Below are 16296 nucleotides of genomic sequence, written 5' to 3'. Positions count from 1 at the left end.
CCCTAGGTCGCCTCAGCCACCGTCTGGGCGTTCCAGCGCCACCTTCGGCAGCCGGCGGGCGAGGGGCGCGGGCAGCCACCAGGCGTGCCTGCCGAGCAGCCGCATGACGGCCGGCACGATCAGACAGCGGATGACCACCGCGTCCAGCAGGACGGCCACCGCGAGCCCCAGCCCGAACTGCTGGAGCATGCGGCTCGGGCTGAGCACGAAGGCGGCGAACACCACGATCATGATGGCGGCGGCCGCCGTGATCACCTTGCCGGTGGCCGCCAGGCCCTCGCGGACCGCGTGGGAGTGGTCCTTCGTCCGCTCCCACTCCTCATGGATGCGGGAGACGAGGAACACCTCGTAGTCCATGGAGAGGCCGAAGACGATCGCGAAGATCATCACGGGGATGAACGCCTCGACCGGGCCGGGCTGTGCCCCGAACCAGCCGTGCTGGAAGACGAGCGTGATCACGCCCAGCGCGGCGGATATGGACAGCAGGTTGAGCAGCGCGGCCTTCAGCGGGATCAGCAGGGAGCGGAAGACCACCATGAGCAGCAGCGCGGAGAGGCCGACGACGACGGCGACGAACAGCGGCATCCGGTCGGCCACGGAGTCGGCGAAGTCCTGTGCGGCGGCCGTGGACCCGCCCACCAGGTAGTCGGCGCCGGTGCGTTCGCCGAGCCCGGGCAGGACGCGGTCGCGCAGCGTGTGGACGAGGTCGGCGGTGCCCTCGTCCTGCGGGGAGGTGCGGGGGAAGGCGAGGACCGTGGAGACGGCGCCGTCCTCGGAGGGCAGCGGCGGTGTGGTGGCGGCGATGCCGTCCGTACGGGCGAGCGTGGTCCGCAGCTCCTGGGCGGCCGCGGCGTCGCCGCGACTCACCACGACCAAGGGGCCGTTGAACCCGGGCCCGAAGCCCTCGGCGAGCAGGTCGTAGGCCCGGCGGCTGGTCGAGGTGGTCGGGTCGGTGCCCGCGTCGGCGAAGCCCAGGCGCAGGCTCAGGGCCGGGGCGGACAGCGCGAGCAGCGCGACGACGGCGGCCAGCAGCGCGGGCAGCGGGCGCCGTTGCACGGCGGCGGCCAGGGCCCGCCAGCGCCGGCCCTCCTCCTTCCCCTTGGCCCGGGCCCGGTCGGCGCGCCGCAGCACCTGGCGCTGGACGCGCCCGCCGAGCACGGCCAGCAGCGCGGGCAGCAGGACCAGGGAGGCCGCCATGGTGACGAGCACGGTCAGCGCGACGGCGAGCGCCACGCCCTGAAGCGCGCCAAGCCCCAGGGCGACCAGGCCGAGCAGCGCGATGATGACGGTGCAGCCGGCGAAGAAGACCGTACGGCCGGCGGCGTCCAGCGCGGTGCGGGTGGCGGTGTGCCGGTCGGCGCCGCGGATGAGTTCATGCCGGTAGCGGTAGAAGATCAGGAGCGCGTAGTCCACACCCACCCCGAGCCCGACGAGCATCATGACGGGCGGGGTGAAGTCGGCGACCGTGAACAGGTGTGAGGCCAGGGCGATCAGACCGATGGCGCCGCCCACCGCGAACACCGCGGTGATCAGCGGCAGCGCCGCCGCCACCAGCGAGCCGAACAGCAGGACGAGGATGACCAGCGCCGCGAGCATGCCCGCGCCCTCCGCGGCGCCGCCCTCCTCCTCCTCGGCGCCGCGCACCGCCTCGCCGCCGAGCGCGACCTCCAGGCCCTGTTTCCCGGCGGCCTTGGCGGTGTCGATGATCCGGGTGACGTCCCCCTTGGGCACCTCCTCCGCCTTGCCGTCGAGGGTGACGGTGGCGTAGCCGACGGTGCCGTCCCGGGAGAGTGCGGAGGCGTCCGCGTACGGGCCGCGCACCTCGGTGACGGAAGGCAGGGCGCGGACCCGGTCGAGGGTCTTCTCGATGGCACCGCGCTCGGCGCGCAGCCCGCCCTCGTCCTTGAAGACGATCTGCACGCTGTCCCCCGCCTGCCGGGAGCCGTGCTCGGTCAGCAGATCGGTGGCGGTCTGCGAGTCGGTGCCGGGCAGGGCGAAGTCGTTGCGGTACGCGCTGCCTGCCGCCAGCGATCCGGCGGTGATCGCGGCCACCACGAGGATCCACAGCAGCAGGGCGCCCCAGCGGTGGTTCTGGGACCAGGCGGCGAGGCGCCCGAAAGTGCCCGTGCGGCCCGGGGGCCGGCCCGCGGCGGGCTCGGTGGGCTCGGTGGTCGCGGTCGTGTCGCGCGGCGGAGACATGATGATCAACCTCGGTTCTGCCGATCGGGTCCCCGGCCGGCCCGGCGGGCCGCGACGGCGGCGCCGAGCGCGGCGCACACCGCCGGCACGGCGAGCAGCACGGCCCGCGACGCGCCGGTGCCGTCCGCGCGCAGCGGGCGGCCGAGGACGAAGGAGGAGAAGGCACCCGCGGCCCCCGTCAGGAGAAAGCCCGCGGCGGCGCCGACCAGCAGACCGACGACCGTGTCCGCGGCCTTCGCGGAGATGCGGGATGCCCTCATGCCCCGCAGCATCCGGGCGCGGTGCACCCCGGGGCGTCGGCCCCCGGCGGACACCCGCGGTACCCCAGCGGTTGTCGGGCGCCCCGCCGGCGTACTCCCCCGGTCGCACGGAGGGGCGGGGGCGCCTGGGCCCTGTCACCCCGATCTCTGCGACGGTGACGCCCCCGGCTACCGCTGGGAGGTGCCCCCTGCGGCTACGCCGGGGGCCGCGGCGTCAGGGGGCGCCCCCGGCCGTCGGCCGGGAGGTACCCCCGCCCGGCCGACGGCTGGGGGCCTACTCGGGCGGGCCCGACAACGCTGCACGCGGGCGCCCCCAGCTACCGCTGGGAGGTGCCCCCGCCAGCGGTAGCCGGGGGCGCGTGCCAGGCGTCGCGGGCCCGCAGAGACCGGGGAGACAGGGCCTAGCTCGTCAGCCAGCGGGGGCTGACCATGCCCGACTCGTAGGCCAGCACCACCAGTTGGGAGCGGTCCCGGACGGCCAGCTTGGTCATGATGCGGCTGACGTGGGTCTTGGCGGTGGCCGGGCTGAGCACCAGCCGGGCGGCGATCTCGTCGTTCGTCAGCCCGGCGGCCACCAGCCCCATCACCTCCCGCTCGCGGTCGGTGAGGGCGCGCAGCCTGGGGCCGGGCTCGGGGGCGCGGACCCGTCCGGCGAACTCCGCGATGAGCCGCCGCGTGACGGAGGGGCTGATCAGCGCGTCGCCGCGGTGCGCCACCCGTACGGCGTGGATCAGCTCCTCCGGTTCGGTGTCCTTGACCAGGAAGCCGGTGGCGCCGGCGCGCAGCGCGCCGTAGATGTAGTCGTCCAGGTCGAAGGTGGTCAGGATGACCACCTTGACGCCCTCCAGGCGAGGGTCGGCGGTGATCCGCCCGGCCGCCTGGAGGCCGTCGGTCCCGGGCATCCGGATGTCCAGCAGCGCCACGTCGGGGCGCGTTTCGCGGCAGGCCGCGACGGCCTCGTCGCCGTCGCCCGCCTCGGCCACCACCGTGATGTCGTCCTCGTCCTCGAGGATCGAGCGGAACCCGGCCCGCACCAGCCGCTGGTCGTCCGCGAGCAAGACCTTGATCATGGCTGTGGTCATGACTGCGGGGACGCTCCGTTCCCGTGCGGCAGCCGGGCGCGTACGGCGAATCCGCCGTCCGGGCCGCCGCCTGTGGCCAGTTCGCCGCCCAGCGCGCGTGCGCGCTCGCGCATACCGCTGATGCCGCTGCTGATGCCGCTGCCGGGCACGGTGCGGGCCGGGCCCCGTCCGTTGTCGGTGATCTCGATCCGGACCTCGCGGGGCGCGTGGGAGACATGGACGGTGACGGCGGTGGCCCGGGAGTGCCGGGTCACATTGGTCAGCGATTCCTGGACGATGCGGTACGCGGCCAGCTCCACTTCGGTCGGCAGCGGCTCCGGCTCGCCGGTGGTGTGCGTGCGCACATCGAACCCGGCCGACCGCGCCGACGCGACGAGTTCACCGATCCGGGCCAAGCCCGGCGGCGGCGCCGTGGGCGCCTCCTCGTCGACCTGCCGCAGCACCCCGAGGGTCGCCCGCAGCTCGCGCAGCGCCTCGCGGCTGGAGGACTTGATCGCGGCGAGGGCGGTCTCGGCCTGCGCCGGGTCCTTCCCGATCCGGTGCAGGGCGGCCGTGGACTGGACGCTGATGAGGGAGATGTGGTGGCCGACGACGTCGTGCAGCTCCCGGGCGATGCGCAACCGTTCCTCACCGGCCGCGCGCTGCTCCACCTCGTGGACGTAACGCTGACGGCTGTGGCGCACCCAGCCGAGCGCGACCACCGCGACCAGCCAGCCGGTGAGCATGAAGAGGCCGACCCCGTTGACGTCGTCGTTGCCCGCCAGCGTGCCGACGCCGACGGCGACGACGCTGAGCGCGGCGAGGGCGACGGCCGCCCGCAGCAGCCCCTCGGCCGCGACCGCGTACAGCGCGACCACGAACGCGACGAGGAGGGGCCCGTCGTAGACGCTGGTGAGGTAGTACGCGGCGGTGGCGGCCAGCACGCCGAGGGCGACGGCCACGGGCCGGCGGCGGCGGAACCAGAGCGCGCCGCTGGCGGCGGCGGTCATCGCCAGGCCGAAGACGGTGACCGGCCAGGGCTCCTCGCGCTCGCCGACGAGCGGCCCCATGCCGCCGACGGCCGCCAGCACGAAGACGCCACCGGCCAGAGCCGCGTCCGCCCACCGGCCGCGCGGCGGCCGGAGACGGGCGAAAGAGCCGAGGAGGACCATGCCCTTCAGCCTAGGGCCGCCTCGCGTACGGGTCCTTCCTCCGCGCGGCGGAACGAGCGTGCCCGCCCCGCAACCCGGGGAGTACGCGCGGGCGCCGTGGCCGCAACCGGAGGGGTACGGCGAGTGCCGCCGCCCCGGGGGAGCGGCGGCACACGGTCGGCCGGGTGCGCGATCAGCTGAAGGAGACGCCGAAGCTGTTGGTCTTGAAGTCCAGACCGCCGGCCGAGGAGGTGATCTCGTAGCCGAACTGGACGTCGCCGATGGTCACATCGCCGAACCAGCCCTTGGTGTTCTTGATCCAGTTCACGATGGCCTTGATGTCCACGGAGCCGGAATTGGAGTTTGAGGTGCGGATGAAGGAGAAGACCTCATTGGCGCCGTTGCTGCCCTTGTAGACGGTCCAGCTGTGGCCGCCGAGGGTGAGGCTGCCCTGGGAGGTGCCGAGCGGACCGACCGGGCCGGTCTTGTTCATCCAGAGCATGATCTCGTAGTCGTAGTTGGTGTCCCAGATGTCGTACGAGGTGTTGTACGCGCCCGAGGACGGCACGGTGACGTTGTAGCTGCTGTTCAGGCTGCCTATGGCGCTGACCTTCTTGCCGACGACCCGCTTGGCGTTGGGGTAGGACTTGATGCCCCCGGTGTTGGGGTGGTTGGCCCACACACCCCAGTCGCTGTACGAGTTGGCCCAGATGGTCTGGGCTCCGGCGCCGGAGCCCCAGATGTTGTTGTAGAGCGTGTAGCCGCCGGTGGACCAGTTGCCCCACTGGTCCGAGGAGGACCAGGTGGCGGCGTGGGCGGGGGCGGCGGCGAAGCCGATGAGCGCGAGAAGCGCGAACAGCGGGGTCAGGAAGAGCTTTCGGGCGGCTCGGTGCACGGTGCTGCTCCCTTCGGGTGGGGGGATTCGAGCGGAGTCAGGACCACGGCCGCATAGCGGTCGAGATGGACCTGTGTGTCGTACACGCGGCCGGTGAGCAGGTCGGTCCGCGCGGACGGGAGGGGGACGGCCGCGGGGGCGCGGCCGTGGTTGAGGAGGAACAGATGGTCGCCGCGGGACACGGCCTCCACGCCGTCGGGGATGCCGGGCAGCGGTGGCCGCAGCCCCGCCTCACCGGCGGCGCGGGCCAGCAGCGCGCGCAGCGCGGCCGGTTCGGGCAGGGTGGAGACGTACCAGGCGGTGCCGGCGCCGTGGCGGTTGCGGGTGACGGCGGGCCCGCCGTCGAGCTCGCCGCCCTTGATCCGGGCGACGGTCTCGGCGGTGGAGGGCTCCAGGTCCTCGGACCAGAGGGTGGCGGTGAAGCCGGCCGGCCAGGAGGGGCCGTGGGCGGTGAGGGTCTCGCCCTCGTCCAGCGGCCACCACTCGTGGACCGTGCGGATGCCGAGGAGGTCGCGCAGGCGCCGGTCGACGCCGCCGGGGCGGACCCGGTCGTGCTCGTCGGCGACGCCGGTGAAGAAGCCGCAGACCAGCGTGCCGCCGCCGCGTACATAGCCGGTCAGGTTGTCCAGCGCCTCGTCGGTGAGCAGATACAGATGGGGGACGGCGACCAGGGCGTAGTCGCTGAGGTCGGCGTGCGGGTGGGCGAAGTCGGTGGTGAGGTTCTCCTCCCACAGGGCCTGGTGCCAGGCGCGCACCACCTGGGGGTAGTCGAGCCGGGCGGAGGGCCGGCCGTCCTGGACGGTGGCCCACCAGGCGTGCCAGTCGTGCAGGAGCGCGGCACGGGCGGGGACGCCGCGGCCGACGACCCCGTCGAGCAGGCGCAGCTCGGCGCCGAGCCCGCGCACCTGTTGGAAGGTGCGGCTGTCCTCGCCCGCGTGCGGGACCATCCCGGAGTGGAACTTCTCGCTGCCCTGCCGCGACTGCCGCCACTGGAAGAAGCAGACGCCGTCCGCGCCGCGGGCGACGGCCTGGAGCGACCACAGGCGCATCAGCCCGGGCGGCTTGGGGTGGTTGACGCCGCGCCAGTTGACCGGGCCCGCCGCCTGCTCCATGAGCACCCAGGGGCCGCCGGCCTGGGAGCGGGTGAGGTCCTGGACCATCGCCCCGTAGGCGGCGGCGTGCGGGTCCTTGGGGTCGGGGTAGAGGTCGACGGAGACGACGTCCTCCTCGGCCGCCCACGCCCAGCCGTCCTGCCCGATGAACATCGACATGAAGTTGGTGGTGACCGGGATGTGCGGGGTGCGGGCGGCCAGCACGTCGCGCTCGGCGGTGAAGCACTCCAGCAGGGCGTCGCTGGTGAAGCGGCGGAAGTCCAGCGCCTGGGCGGGGTTGATCAGATACTGGGCGCGGCGGGGCGGAATGATCTCCTCCCAGGAGTCGTAGCGCTGGCTCCAGAAGGCCGTGCCCCACGCCTCGTTCAGCGCGTCGAGTCCGCCGTACCGGGCGCGCAGCCAGCGGCGGAAGTGGCCGGCGGTGGTGTCGCACCAGCAGTGGGTGGAGTATTCGTTGCCGACGTGCCACATGCGCACCGCCGGGTGGCCGCCGTAGCGGTCCGCCAGGTCCTCGGTGATGCGCAGCGCGTACTCGCGGTAGAGCGGGGAGGAGGCGCAGAACTGGTTGCGCGAGCCGTACCAGACGGTGGCGCCTCTCTCGTCGCGCGGCAGGGTCTCGGGGTGGCGGGCGCCCAGCCATGGCGGCGGGGAGGCGGTGGGGGTGGCCAGGCACACCTCGATGCCGCCCTCGTGGAGCAGGTCGAGCACCTCGTCGAGCCAGCCGAAGTCGCGGGCGCCGGGGCGGGGCTCCAGCCTGGCCCAGGAGAACACCCCGACGGTGGCGGTGGTGACCCGGGCCTCGCGCATCAGCCGTACGTCCTCGCGCCAGACGCTCCGCGGCCACTGCTCGGGGTTGTAGTCGCCGCCGTAGAGGATGCGGCCGCGGGTGACATCGCTCAGCTCGGGCATCGCGCTCGCTCTCGCTTCTGGTCGGCTGCGGGCTAGCCCTTGACGGCGCCGGTGAGCATGCCCTTGGTGAAGTGCTTCTGGACGAACGGGTAGAGGACCACGACGGGGATCAGGGCGAGGACCATGACGGCCATCTGCACCGCCAGGCCCGGGATCTGGCTGCTGGAGATCATCTGGGACATGCCCTGGGGCGCCTGCTGCTTGATGACCAGCTGGCGCAGGATCATCTGGAGCGGCCACATGTTCTGGTCGTTGAGGTAGAGCATCGCGTTGAACCACTGGCTCCAGTAGCCGACCGCGTAGAAGAGGGAGACGACCGCGATGACCGCCTTGGACAGCGGCATCACGATCTGGAGCAGGATCCGCCACTCCCCCGCGCCGTCGATCCGGGCGCTGTCGATCAGCTCGGGCGCGGTGGTCTGGAAGAAGGAGCGCAGCACCAGGATGTTGAAGACCGAGATGGCGCTGGGCAGGATCATCGACCAGTAGCTGCCCTCCAGGCCGACCCCGGTGACCAGCAGATAGGTCGGGATCAGACCGGCGTTGAAGAACATGGTGACCAGCAGCACCATCAGGATCGGCCGGTGCAGGAAGGACCCCCGGCGCGACAGGCCGTACGCGCACAGGATCGAGACCACCGTACTGATCACCGTGCCCACGGCCGTCAGGGCGAGGCTGACGATCGCCGCGCGGGTGACCGTGCCGCCGCCGAGCAGCTCGGAGTAGGCGCGGAAGGTGATCGTCTTGGGCACGATGACCAGCCCGCCGGCCTCGGTGATGGCCTTCTGGTCGGAGAGGCTGGTGACGACGACCACCCACAGCGGCCCGAGGATCGCCAGGCACACCGCGACCAGGGTGGCGCCCTTGAGCCCCTGGCCGGCCCCGCCCGGCTCCTCCTCCCACACCGGGCGTCTGCTGTCGCGGTGCTGCCGCACGGCCGGGGCGGGCGGCGCGGGCGCGTTCTGCGCGGTCACCGTCATTTCTGGTAAACCCCCTGCTCGCCGAGCATATGGGCGATCTTGTTGGCGATCAGGACGAGCACCAGGGAGAAGACGCCCTTGATCAGACCGCCCGCGGCGGCGATCCCGTAGTCGGTGTTGGCGATGCCGACCCACCACACATAGGTGTCGAACACCTCGGAGGCGCCCGGCCCCACCGCGTCGCGCTGGAGCAGGATCTGCTCGAAGCCCACGGTGAGCGAGTCGCCGACGCGCAGCACCAGCAGCAGGGCGATCACCGGGCGCAGCGCGGGCAGCGTGACATGCCACATCCGCCGCCAGCGGTTGGCCCCGTCCACGGCCGCGGCCTCGTACAGGTCCTGGCTGACGGCGGAGAGGGCGGCGAGGAAGACGATGACGCCCCAGCCGCCGTCCTTCCACACCAGCTGCGCGGTGACCAGGAACTTGAAGACCCCGGGGTCGGTCATCAGGTCGAAGCCCTCGTAGCCGTGGTGGCGCAGCTGCTGGGCGAGCAGCCCGGCCCCGCCGAGCATCTGCTGGAAGACCGTGATGACCAGCACCCAGGAGAAGAAGTGCGGCAGGTAGAGGATCGACTGCACCAGCCCGCGGATGCGGGTGCTGAGCACGCTGTTCACCAGCAGCGCGAGCCCGATGGTGACCGGGAAGAAGAGCACCAGCTGGATGAAGGTGATGCCGAGGGTGTTGGCGAAGGCGTCCCAGAAGCGGTTGTCCTCGAAGAGGAGGGTGAAGTTGTCGAGGCCGACCCAGGGGCTGGTCCACAGGCCCTGGGTGAACGGGTCGTAGTCCTTGAAGGCGACCGTGGTCCAGATCAGCGGGACGTAGTTGAACAGCGCGAGCAGGCCGACGGCGGGCGCCACCATCAGCAGCAGGGTGCGGTCCCGGCGCAGCCGCTGCCACCAGCGGATGCCGCCGTCCGGCACGGCGGGCGGCGGGGCGGACGCGGCGGAGTCCTCGGGCCCGCCGGGGCCGCCGCGCCGCGCGGATCTCGCGCGGCGCGGTCTACCGGCCCGGCTGCCGGTGTCTACCGCCATTAGGCGCCGCTGCCGTTCTTGTCGAGGATCTGGGCGTACCAGTCGCGGAGCTTGTCGCCGCCACCGCTGCGCCAGTCGCTGATGGCGCTCTGGGCGTCGCGGATGGACTTGCGGCCGCGTACGACGTCCTTGGCCAGGTCCTCGAAGGGGGTGTAGAGGGAGGCGTAGCGGTTGGGCTCCTGGATCTGCATGCCGTAGAAGAGGGGCTTCTTGGCGAACTTCCCCATGCGCTGCATCCAGCCGCAGTAGTCCTTCACCATCTGCGGGAAGTCCGGGTACGCGACGGTGGCCTCGGGCGAGACGATGAAGCGGTAGGTGTCCTGGACCTCGGTGACGCCCTTGGAGTTCTTGACCGGGGCGCCGTGCTTCATGGTGTGGTGCACGCCCTCGACGCCGTAGTCGATCAGCCGCTGCTCCTTGGTGCCGTAGGGCGCGGCGATGTAGTTGGCGACGGCCAGGATCTCCTCGATCTGTTCCTTGGAGAGCTTCTTGTTGAGGAAGGACCAGATCGCGGCGGGCGGGCCCAGGTAGAGGGTGGGGTCGCCGCCGTCGGCGCCGAAGTAGTCCATCCCCTGGATCTTGAAGCCGGGGTTGGGCTCGGCCTGTTCGAAGGTGGCGCCGTACCACTTGGCGTCGCCGTCGTTCATGATGAGTGACTGGCCGGAGGTGAAGCGGGTGAGCGAGTCGTTGGCCTTGCCCGCGACCGCGTCGGGGTGGACATAGCCGCTCTTGAAGAGCTTGCGGCACCACTCCAGGGCCTCGAGGTAATTGTCCAGCTCGACCTTGTGGACGAGCTTGCCGTCCTTCTCCACCCAGTAGAACGGCTTCTCCCCGGGGCAGCCGAAGATGATCTGCGCCGACCACCACATGTCCTCGCACGCCCACACCTTGCTCTTGGGCCGGGTGATCTCCTTGGCGAGGGCGAGGAACTCATCGGCGCTCTTGGGAACCTCGTAGCCCTCCTTCTTGAAGATGTCCTCCCGGTAGAAGGGGATCACGCCGCTGAGCGGTCGGGCGGGCATGGGCAGTCCGCGGAGCTTGCCGCCGAAGACGGACATCTGCCAGGCGCCGGTGGGGATGGCGGCGAGGTTGGGGTACTTCTTGACCTTGTCGCCGGAGAGATACGGGCCCAGGTCGGCGAACTTGGCGCTGATCGCGCCCATCAGCTTTCCGCCCATCTCCCACTGCGGGATCATCACGATGTCCGCGATGTCCCCGGAGGCCAGGACGGCGCTGAGCTTCTCTCCGTAGGTGTTGCCGTCCTGCGGCTGGAAGGTGATCTTCGCGCCGAGGGCGTCGTTGACGGCCTTGTAGTAGGCGCTGTCCTTGGACGGCGGGGTGCCCCACAGCGGTTCGAAGACGGTGTAGCTGCCGCCGCGGCCCGGCTTGCCCTTGACGGAGGCGACCAGCTCGGCGGCGGGCTTGGCCTGGGTGAATCCGGGGCTCGAGCCGTTCACGCCGGGGATGTCCGGCTTCACCACCTGGGAGGCCGCATAGGTCGGCAGCAGCTTCTTCAGATCCTTGCCGGATGTCGTGCCGCCCTTGCCGGTGCTCTCCTCGGTGGAGCACGCGGACAACAGCGGGACCCCTCCCGCGACGGCCACCGCGGCGACGGCCGCGGAGGACAGGACGGTTCTCCGGCTCGGAGTGGAAGTGGAGGCCGAAGCCTGGGAGTTCGGCATTGCGTCAACCCTTCGTGGCGTACCCGCCGTGCGACCGATGGTCGAAGCGCTTCGATATTGCGCTGAGGTTAAGTCGGGGGGTGGGGTCGCGCAAGAGCGGCACCCAAAAGATTCCCCGGAGGTCCCCTGAGGTCCAACGCCACTGCGGGTGAGCCCACTTCATCGTGACATTCCCGTAACATCGCGATGCCATGGGGTTGTTGCCGCTTCGAGCCTTGACATCCGGGTGACTCGGCACCAGCATCGAAGCGCTTCGAATGACACCTCCGACCTCCGTGAGGGGATCCGCGCGTGAGCGGCTGCCAGGCCAGCGAGTCGACGACACCCCCCGTTCCGCCCTTCCGCGATCCGCGGCTGCCGATCGGCAAGCGGGTGGCGGACCTGCTGACGCGGCTCACCCTCGACGAGCGGATCGCGATGCTGCACCAGTTCGCGCCGGCGGTGGAGCGGCTGGGCCTGGCGCCCTTCCGTACGGGGCAGGAGGCGCTGCACGGGGTGGCCTGGATGGGGCCCGCGACGGTCTTCCCGCAGGCGGTCGGGCTGGGCGCGACCTGGCATCCGGAGCTGCTGCGGCGGATCGGCGAGGCGGTGGCCGACGAGGTACGGGCCATGCGCGCCCACGACGAACGCGTCGGGCTCAATGTGTGGGCGCCGGTGGTGAATCTGCTGCGCGACCCGCGCTGGGGCCGCAACGAGGAGGGCTACGCCGAGGACCCGTATCTCACCTCGGCGCTGGCCACCGCGTACACCCGCGGGCTGCGCGGCGACGACCCGGACCGCTGGCGCACCGCGCCCGTCCTCAAGCACTGGCTGGCGCACAACAACGAGACCCGCCGGGACACCACGTCCTCCTCGGTGCGGCCGCGCGTGCTGCACGAGTACGACCTGGCGGCGTTCCGCGGCGCCGTGCGGGCGGGCGCGGTGGCGGGCGTGATGCCCGCCTACAACCTGGTCAACGGGCGGCCCAACCACGTCTCCCCGTATCTGCGGGAGCAGCTGCGCACCTGGACCGAGCAGGAACTGGTGGTGTGCTCCGACGCGGGCGCGCCCTCCAACCTGGTCGACTCCGAGCACTACTTCGACACCCATGAGGAGGCGGTGGCCGCGGCCCTGCTGGCCGGGGTGGACAGCTTCACCGACCACGACCAGGACGCGTCGAGGACCGTCGAGCGGGTGCGGGGCGCGCTGCGGCGCGGGCTGATCGACGCGTCGGTCGTCGACACTGCGGTGCGGCGGCTGCTGACCATGCGCTTCGCGCTGGGGGAGTTCGACCCGCCCGCCGAACCGGCGGAGGCGGCCGGCTTTGACACCCCGGCCCACCGGGCGCTCGCGCTGGAGGCCGCCGAGCAGGCGGTCGTCCTGCTCAAGAACGACGGGCTGCTGCCGTTGTCCGAGGCCACGGCGGGCACCGTCGCGGTGGTCGGCCCGCTCGCGGACGCGTGCCGGCTCGACTGGTACAGCGGCAGTCTGATCCGCCGCAGCACACCGCGCGAGGCGCTGGTGGAGCGGCTCGGCGCGGAGCGCGTGGTGTTCGTGGAGGGGACGGACACCGTGCGGCTGCGCACCGCGGCGGGGTGGGTGCGGGTCCCCGACACGGCGGTCGAAGAGCGGGCTCGGGAGGGCTCGTTCAACCCGGCGCACACGGCCGGGCGCACCGATCTGCCGCCGGTGACCGTCGGCCCCGTGCCCACCGATCTGGCCCTGGCCGACTGGGGCGGCGGCGTGCTGACGCTGTGCGCGCCGTCGGGGCGCTATCTGACCGTGGCCGAGGACGGGTTCGTACGGGCCGCGGCCGAGCAGCCCGAGGGCTGGGTGGTCCAGGAGACGTTCACGCTGGAGCGGCACGGCGAGGGACAGCTCCTCCGGCACAGGGGAACGGGCGGGTACGTCTGTGTCGCCGCCGAGGGCCTGAAGGTTGCCGCGCCGGGCGGGCCGGAGGGGTCGGACGGGGCGGACAGGGCGGACGGGGCGGCGGAGGTGGCTGAGTCGGCCGGGCCGGCGGTCTTCACGCTGGAGGTCGTCGAGCGCGGCGAGGACGCGGTCGCGCGGGCCGCGGCGGACGCCACGACCGTGCTGGTCCTGGCGGGCAACGACCCGCACATCAACGGCCGCGAGACCGAGGACCGCACCACCCTCGCGCTCCCCGCCCAGCAGGAGCGGCTGTGGCGCGCCGCCCACGCCGCCAATCCGCGCACCGCGCTCGTGCTGGTCTCCAGCTATCCGTACGCGGTGGGCGAGGCGGCCGACGCGCTGCCCGCGCTGCTGTGGACGGCGCACGGCGGGCAGGCGGCGGGGACCGGGCTCGCGCGGGTGCTGTTCGGCGATGTCTCACCGGCCGGGCGGCTGCCGCAGACCTGGTACGCCACCGAGGAGGAGCTGCCCGACCTGCTCGACTACGACATCATCGCGTCCCGCGCCACCTATCTGTACTTCGACGGCGCCCCGCTGTTCCCGTTCGGGCACGGCCTGTCGTACACCCGCTTCGACTACGGGGACCTGTCGGTACAGCGGAGCGAGGGCGGTGCCGACGCGCTCACCGTCGAGTGCGAGATCACCAACGTCGGCCCGTGCGACGGCGACGAGGTGGTGCAGATCTACCTCGGCGCCCCGGGGGCGCGGGTCCCGCGCCCGCACCGCCGGCTCATCGCCCACCGCCGGGTCCACCTGCGCCAGGGCGAGACGGCACGGCTGTTCTTCACCGTCCCGGCCGAGGAGGCGCTGGGCTTCTGGGACGTGGCGCACGGCCGCTGGGCCGTCGACCCGGGCACGTACGAGATCCACGCCGGCGCGTCCAGCGCGGACATCAGGCGCACCGCCACCATCACCGTCGACGGCCCGCCGCCCGCCCCGCGCCCGGTGCTGGAGCGGGGCCTGACAGCCGCGGACTTCGACTCGGCGGACGGGATCACGCTGGTGGATCTGACCAAGGTGCGCGGCGACGCGGTGGCCTGTGCGGACGACGCGGTCGGCCGGCTGCTCTTCCGCGGCTGCGACTTCGGGGCGGGCGCGCGGACCGTCACCGTCGAGGCGGCGCGCGCGGAGACCACGGGGGCGGCGGCGGTCGAGCTGCACCTGTCCGACGGCACCACGCTCGCCACGGTCGCCATCCCGCCGACCGGCGGCCCGTACCGCTACACCACCGTGGGCGCCGCCCTGCCCACTCCCCCGTCCGGCGTGCACGATCTGCACATCACGCTGCGCGGGGCCCTGAGACTGGCCCGTCTCGGCTTCTCCGGTTGAGGGTCCGGAGCCGCCACAGGACGGGCCCGGCCCGATGCCACGGGCCCGGCCCGGTATGACGGGCCACGCGCCCACGCGGAGGACCTACGTCACCCTCCGCGTGGGCGCTCGTCATGAGGTCAGGCGCGCCTGATCGGGCACAGTCGTCAGGCGCGCCTCGTCAGGCGCGGCTCACAGGTCGAGGCCGGTGAGCACGAGGACGCGCTCGTACGTGTAGTCCTCCATCGCGTAGCGCACGCCCTCACGGCCCTCCCCGGACTTCTTGGTGCCGCCGTAGGGCATCTGGTCGGCGCGGTACGACGGGACGTCGCCCACGATCACACCGCCGACCTCCAGCGCGCGGTGGGCGCGGAAGGCGGTCTGTAGATCGTGGGTGAAGACTCCCGCCTGAAGCCCGTACTTGGAGTCGTTGACCGCGGCGAAGGCCTCCTCCTCGCCCGCCACCTTGCGGACGATGAGCACCGGGCCGAAGACCTCCTCGCAGGAGACCTGGGCGCCGGCGGGCACATCGGCGAGGACCGTCGGGGCGTAGGCCGCGCCCTCGCGCTTGCCGCCCGTCAGCACCTTCGCCCCGCCCTGGACCGCCTCCTCCACCCAGGCCTCGACGCGCTTGGCGGCGTCCTCGCTGACCAGTGGGCCGACGTCCGTCGCCTCGTCGGAGGGGTCACCGGTGACCTGGGCCTCGACAGCCTCGACGATCTTCGGTACGAGCCGCTCGTAGACGGACGCGTCCGCGATCACCCGCTGCACGGAGATGCAGGACTGCCCGGCCTGGTAGTTGGAGAAGGTCCCGATGCGGCCCGCCGCCCACTGGAGGCCGATCTCGGAGGTGTAGTCGCCCAGCACGACCGCGGCGCCGTTGCCGCCGAGCTCCAGGGTGCAGTGCTTGAGCGGCACGGACTCCTTGATGGCGTAGCCGACCTTGTCGGAGCCGGTGAAGGAGATGACCGGCAGCCGCTCGTCCTGGACGAGCGCGGGCATCCGGTCGTTGGGCACCGGCAGCACGCTCCAGGCCCCCGCGGGCAGGTCGGTCTCGGCCAGCAGTTCGCCGAGGAGCAGTGCGGACAGCGGCGTGGCCGGGGCCGGCTTGAGGATGATCGGCGCGCCGACGGCCAGCGCCGGGGCGACCTTGTGGGCGCACAGGTTCAGCGGGAAGTTGAACGGCGCGATGCCCAGCACGGCCCCGCGCGGGAAGCGGCGGGTCAGCGCCAGCCGACCGGTGCCGCCCGGGTCGGTGTCCAGCCGCTGCGCGTCTCCGCCGTTGAACCGGCGGGCCTCCTCGGCGGCGAACCGGAACACGGACACGGCCCGGCCGACCTCACCGCGCGCCCACTTCAGGGGCTTGCCGTTCTCGGCGGAGATGAGCCCCGCGATCTCCTCGGCGCGCTCGGCGAGCCGCCGCGAGACATGGTCGAGGGCGGCGGCCCTCACGTACGCGGGGGTCGCGGCGAAGTCCTGCGCGACGGCGGTGCAGGCCCAGATGGCCTCCTCGACCTGGTCCTCGGTGGGAACGCTCACCGTGCCGACGAGACGGCCGTCCCAGGGGGACCTGACCTCGAAGGTGCTCTCGCCCGTGGCCTCGCGGCCGGCGAGCCAGAACGCGTGGGTGACGGCTTCGTTTGTGTCTGGCACGGCAGATCCCGACCTTCCGGAAGTGGTGGGGTGATGGTGCGGAGGTGTCTCCACCTCCACCGTAGGCGCGGCCGGGCGGAAAGCGGTTTGTCCGGCGCGTAGCAGTCGGCCACCGCCGCGCTCCGCATTGGTGGGGTGACCGCG

At 72.4% G+C, this 16296-nt stretch carries 11 protein-coding genes; 1 reads left to right on the top strand and 10 read right to left on the bottom strand.

All coding sequences use genetic code 11. The annotated features are described in order from the left end of the window. Nucleotides 1–12: 12 nt before the first annotated feature. The 9 genes from ABTY62_RS37105 to ABTY62_RS37065 form a co-directional block, all read right to left on the bottom strand. Nucleotides 13–2199 carry an MMPL family transporter gene (locus ABTY62_RS37105; RefSeq protein WP_352133795.1) on the bottom strand — a complete coding sequence of 729 codons (2187 nt, stop codon included), beginning with the start codon at nt 2197–2199 and terminating at the stop codon, nt 13–15. 5 nt (nt 2200–2204) lie between these two features. Next, nucleotides 2205–2459 carry a hypothetical protein gene (locus ABTY62_RS37100; protein ID WP_352133794.1) on the bottom strand — a complete coding sequence of 85 codons (255 nt, stop codon included), beginning with the start codon at nt 2457–2459 and terminating at the stop codon, nt 2205–2207. A gap of 401 nt (nt 2460–2860) precedes the next feature. After that, a complete protein-coding gene (locus ABTY62_RS37095; protein WP_352133809.1) occupies nt 2861–3529 on the bottom strand; it encodes a response regulator transcription factor in 669 nt (222 codons plus the stop codon). Between the two features lie 8 nt (nt 3530–3537). Next, complete coding sequence (locus ABTY62_RS37090; RefSeq protein ID WP_352133793.1) at nt 3538–4692, bottom strand: sensor histidine kinase; 1155 nt, start codon at nt 4690–4692, stop codon at nt 3538–3540. A gap of 172 nt (nt 4693–4864) precedes the next feature. Beyond that, the gene (locus ABTY62_RS37085) at nt 4865–5566 is read right to left on the bottom strand and encodes a glycoside hydrolase family 12 protein (protein ID WP_311727746.1); all 702 of its coding nucleotides are present in this window, start codon (nt 5564–5566) and stop codon (nt 4865–4867) included. Next, on the bottom strand, nt 5536–7587 hold the full coding sequence (locus ABTY62_RS37080; protein WP_352133792.1) for a beta-galactosidase: 2052 nt from the start codon (nt 7585–7587) through the stop codon (nt 5536–5538). Before ABTY62_RS37080 ends, ABTY62_RS37085 begins: the two co-directional genes overlap by 31 nt. Nucleotides 7588–7619: 32 nt before the next feature. Then, nucleotides 7620–8567 (bottom strand): carbohydrate ABC transporter permease, encoded by a 948-nt coding sequence (locus ABTY62_RS37075; protein WP_352133791.1) that lies wholly within the window; start codon nt 8565–8567, stop codon nt 7620–7622. Next, nucleotides 8564–9598 carry an ABC transporter permease gene (locus ABTY62_RS37070; protein WP_352133790.1) on the bottom strand — a complete coding sequence of 345 codons (1035 nt, stop codon included), beginning with the start codon at nt 9596–9598 and terminating at the stop codon, nt 8564–8566. The genes ABTY62_RS37075 and ABTY62_RS37070 overlap by 4 nt, the downstream gene beginning before the upstream one ends. Continuing rightward, nucleotides 9598–11280 (bottom strand): extracellular solute-binding protein, encoded by a 1683-nt coding sequence (locus ABTY62_RS37065; protein ID WP_352133789.1) that lies wholly within the window; start codon nt 11278–11280, stop codon nt 9598–9600. Before ABTY62_RS37065 ends, ABTY62_RS37070 begins: the two co-directional genes overlap by 1 nt. Nucleotides 11281–11571: 291 nt before the next feature. On the opposite strand from ABTY62_RS37065, the gene ABTY62_RS37060 reads away from it, so the two are divergent. After that, nucleotides 11572–14520 (top strand): glycoside hydrolase family 3 C-terminal domain-containing protein, encoded by a 2949-nt coding sequence (locus tag ABTY62_RS37060; RefSeq protein ID WP_352133788.1) that lies wholly within the window; start codon nt 11572–11574, stop codon nt 14518–14520. A gap of 171 nt (nt 14521–14691) precedes the next feature. Here the strand turns inward: ABTY62_RS37060 and ABTY62_RS37055 are convergent, their stop codons facing one another. Beyond that, nucleotides 14692–16152, bottom strand: coding sequence for an aldehyde dehydrogenase family protein (locus ABTY62_RS37055; protein ID WP_352133787.1), 1461 nt, complete (start codon nt 16150–16152; stop codon nt 14692–14694). Nucleotides 16153–16296: the final 144 nt, after the last annotated feature.

It is taken from the genome of Streptomyces sp. NPDC097640 (assembly GCF_040302705.1).
GTDB lineage: Bacteria > Actinomycetota > Actinomycetes > Streptomycetales > Streptomycetaceae > Streptomyces.
This window is presented reverse-complemented; position numbering and strand designations above follow the sequence as displayed.

Bases quoted from the DNA above. Each gene is read 5' to 3' on its own strand.
- ABTY62_RS37105 (WP_352133795.1), bottom strand. From the start codon at position 2,199: ATGTCTCCGCCGCGCGACACGACCGCGACCACCGAGCCCACCGAGCCC.
- ABTY62_RS37100 (WP_352133794.1), bottom strand. From the start codon at position 2,459: ATGAGGGCATCCCGCATCTCCGCGAAGGCCGCGGACACGGTCGTCGGT.
- ABTY62_RS37095 (WP_352133809.1), bottom strand. From the start codon at position 3,529: ATGATCAAGGTCTTGCTCGCGGACGACCAGCGGCTGGTGCGGGCCGGG.
- ABTY62_RS37090 (WP_352133793.1), bottom strand. From the start codon at position 4,692: ATGGTCCTCCTCGGCTCTTTCGCCCGTCTCCGGCCGCCGCGCGGCCGG.
- ABTY62_RS37080 (WP_352133792.1), bottom strand. From the start codon at position 7,587: ATGCCCGAGCTGAGCGATGTCACCCGCGGCCGCATCCTCTACGGCGGC.
- ABTY62_RS37075 (WP_352133791.1), bottom strand. From the start codon at position 8,567: ATGACGGTGACCGCGCAGAACGCGCCCGCGCCGCCCGCCCCGGCCGTG.
- ABTY62_RS37070 (WP_352133790.1), bottom strand. From the start codon at position 9,598: ATGGCGGTAGACACCGGCAGCCGGGCCGGTAGACCGCGCCGCGCGAGA.
- ABTY62_RS37065 (WP_352133789.1), bottom strand. From the start codon at position 11,280: ATGCCGAACTCCCAGGCTTCGGCCTCCACTTCCACTCCGAGCCGGAGA.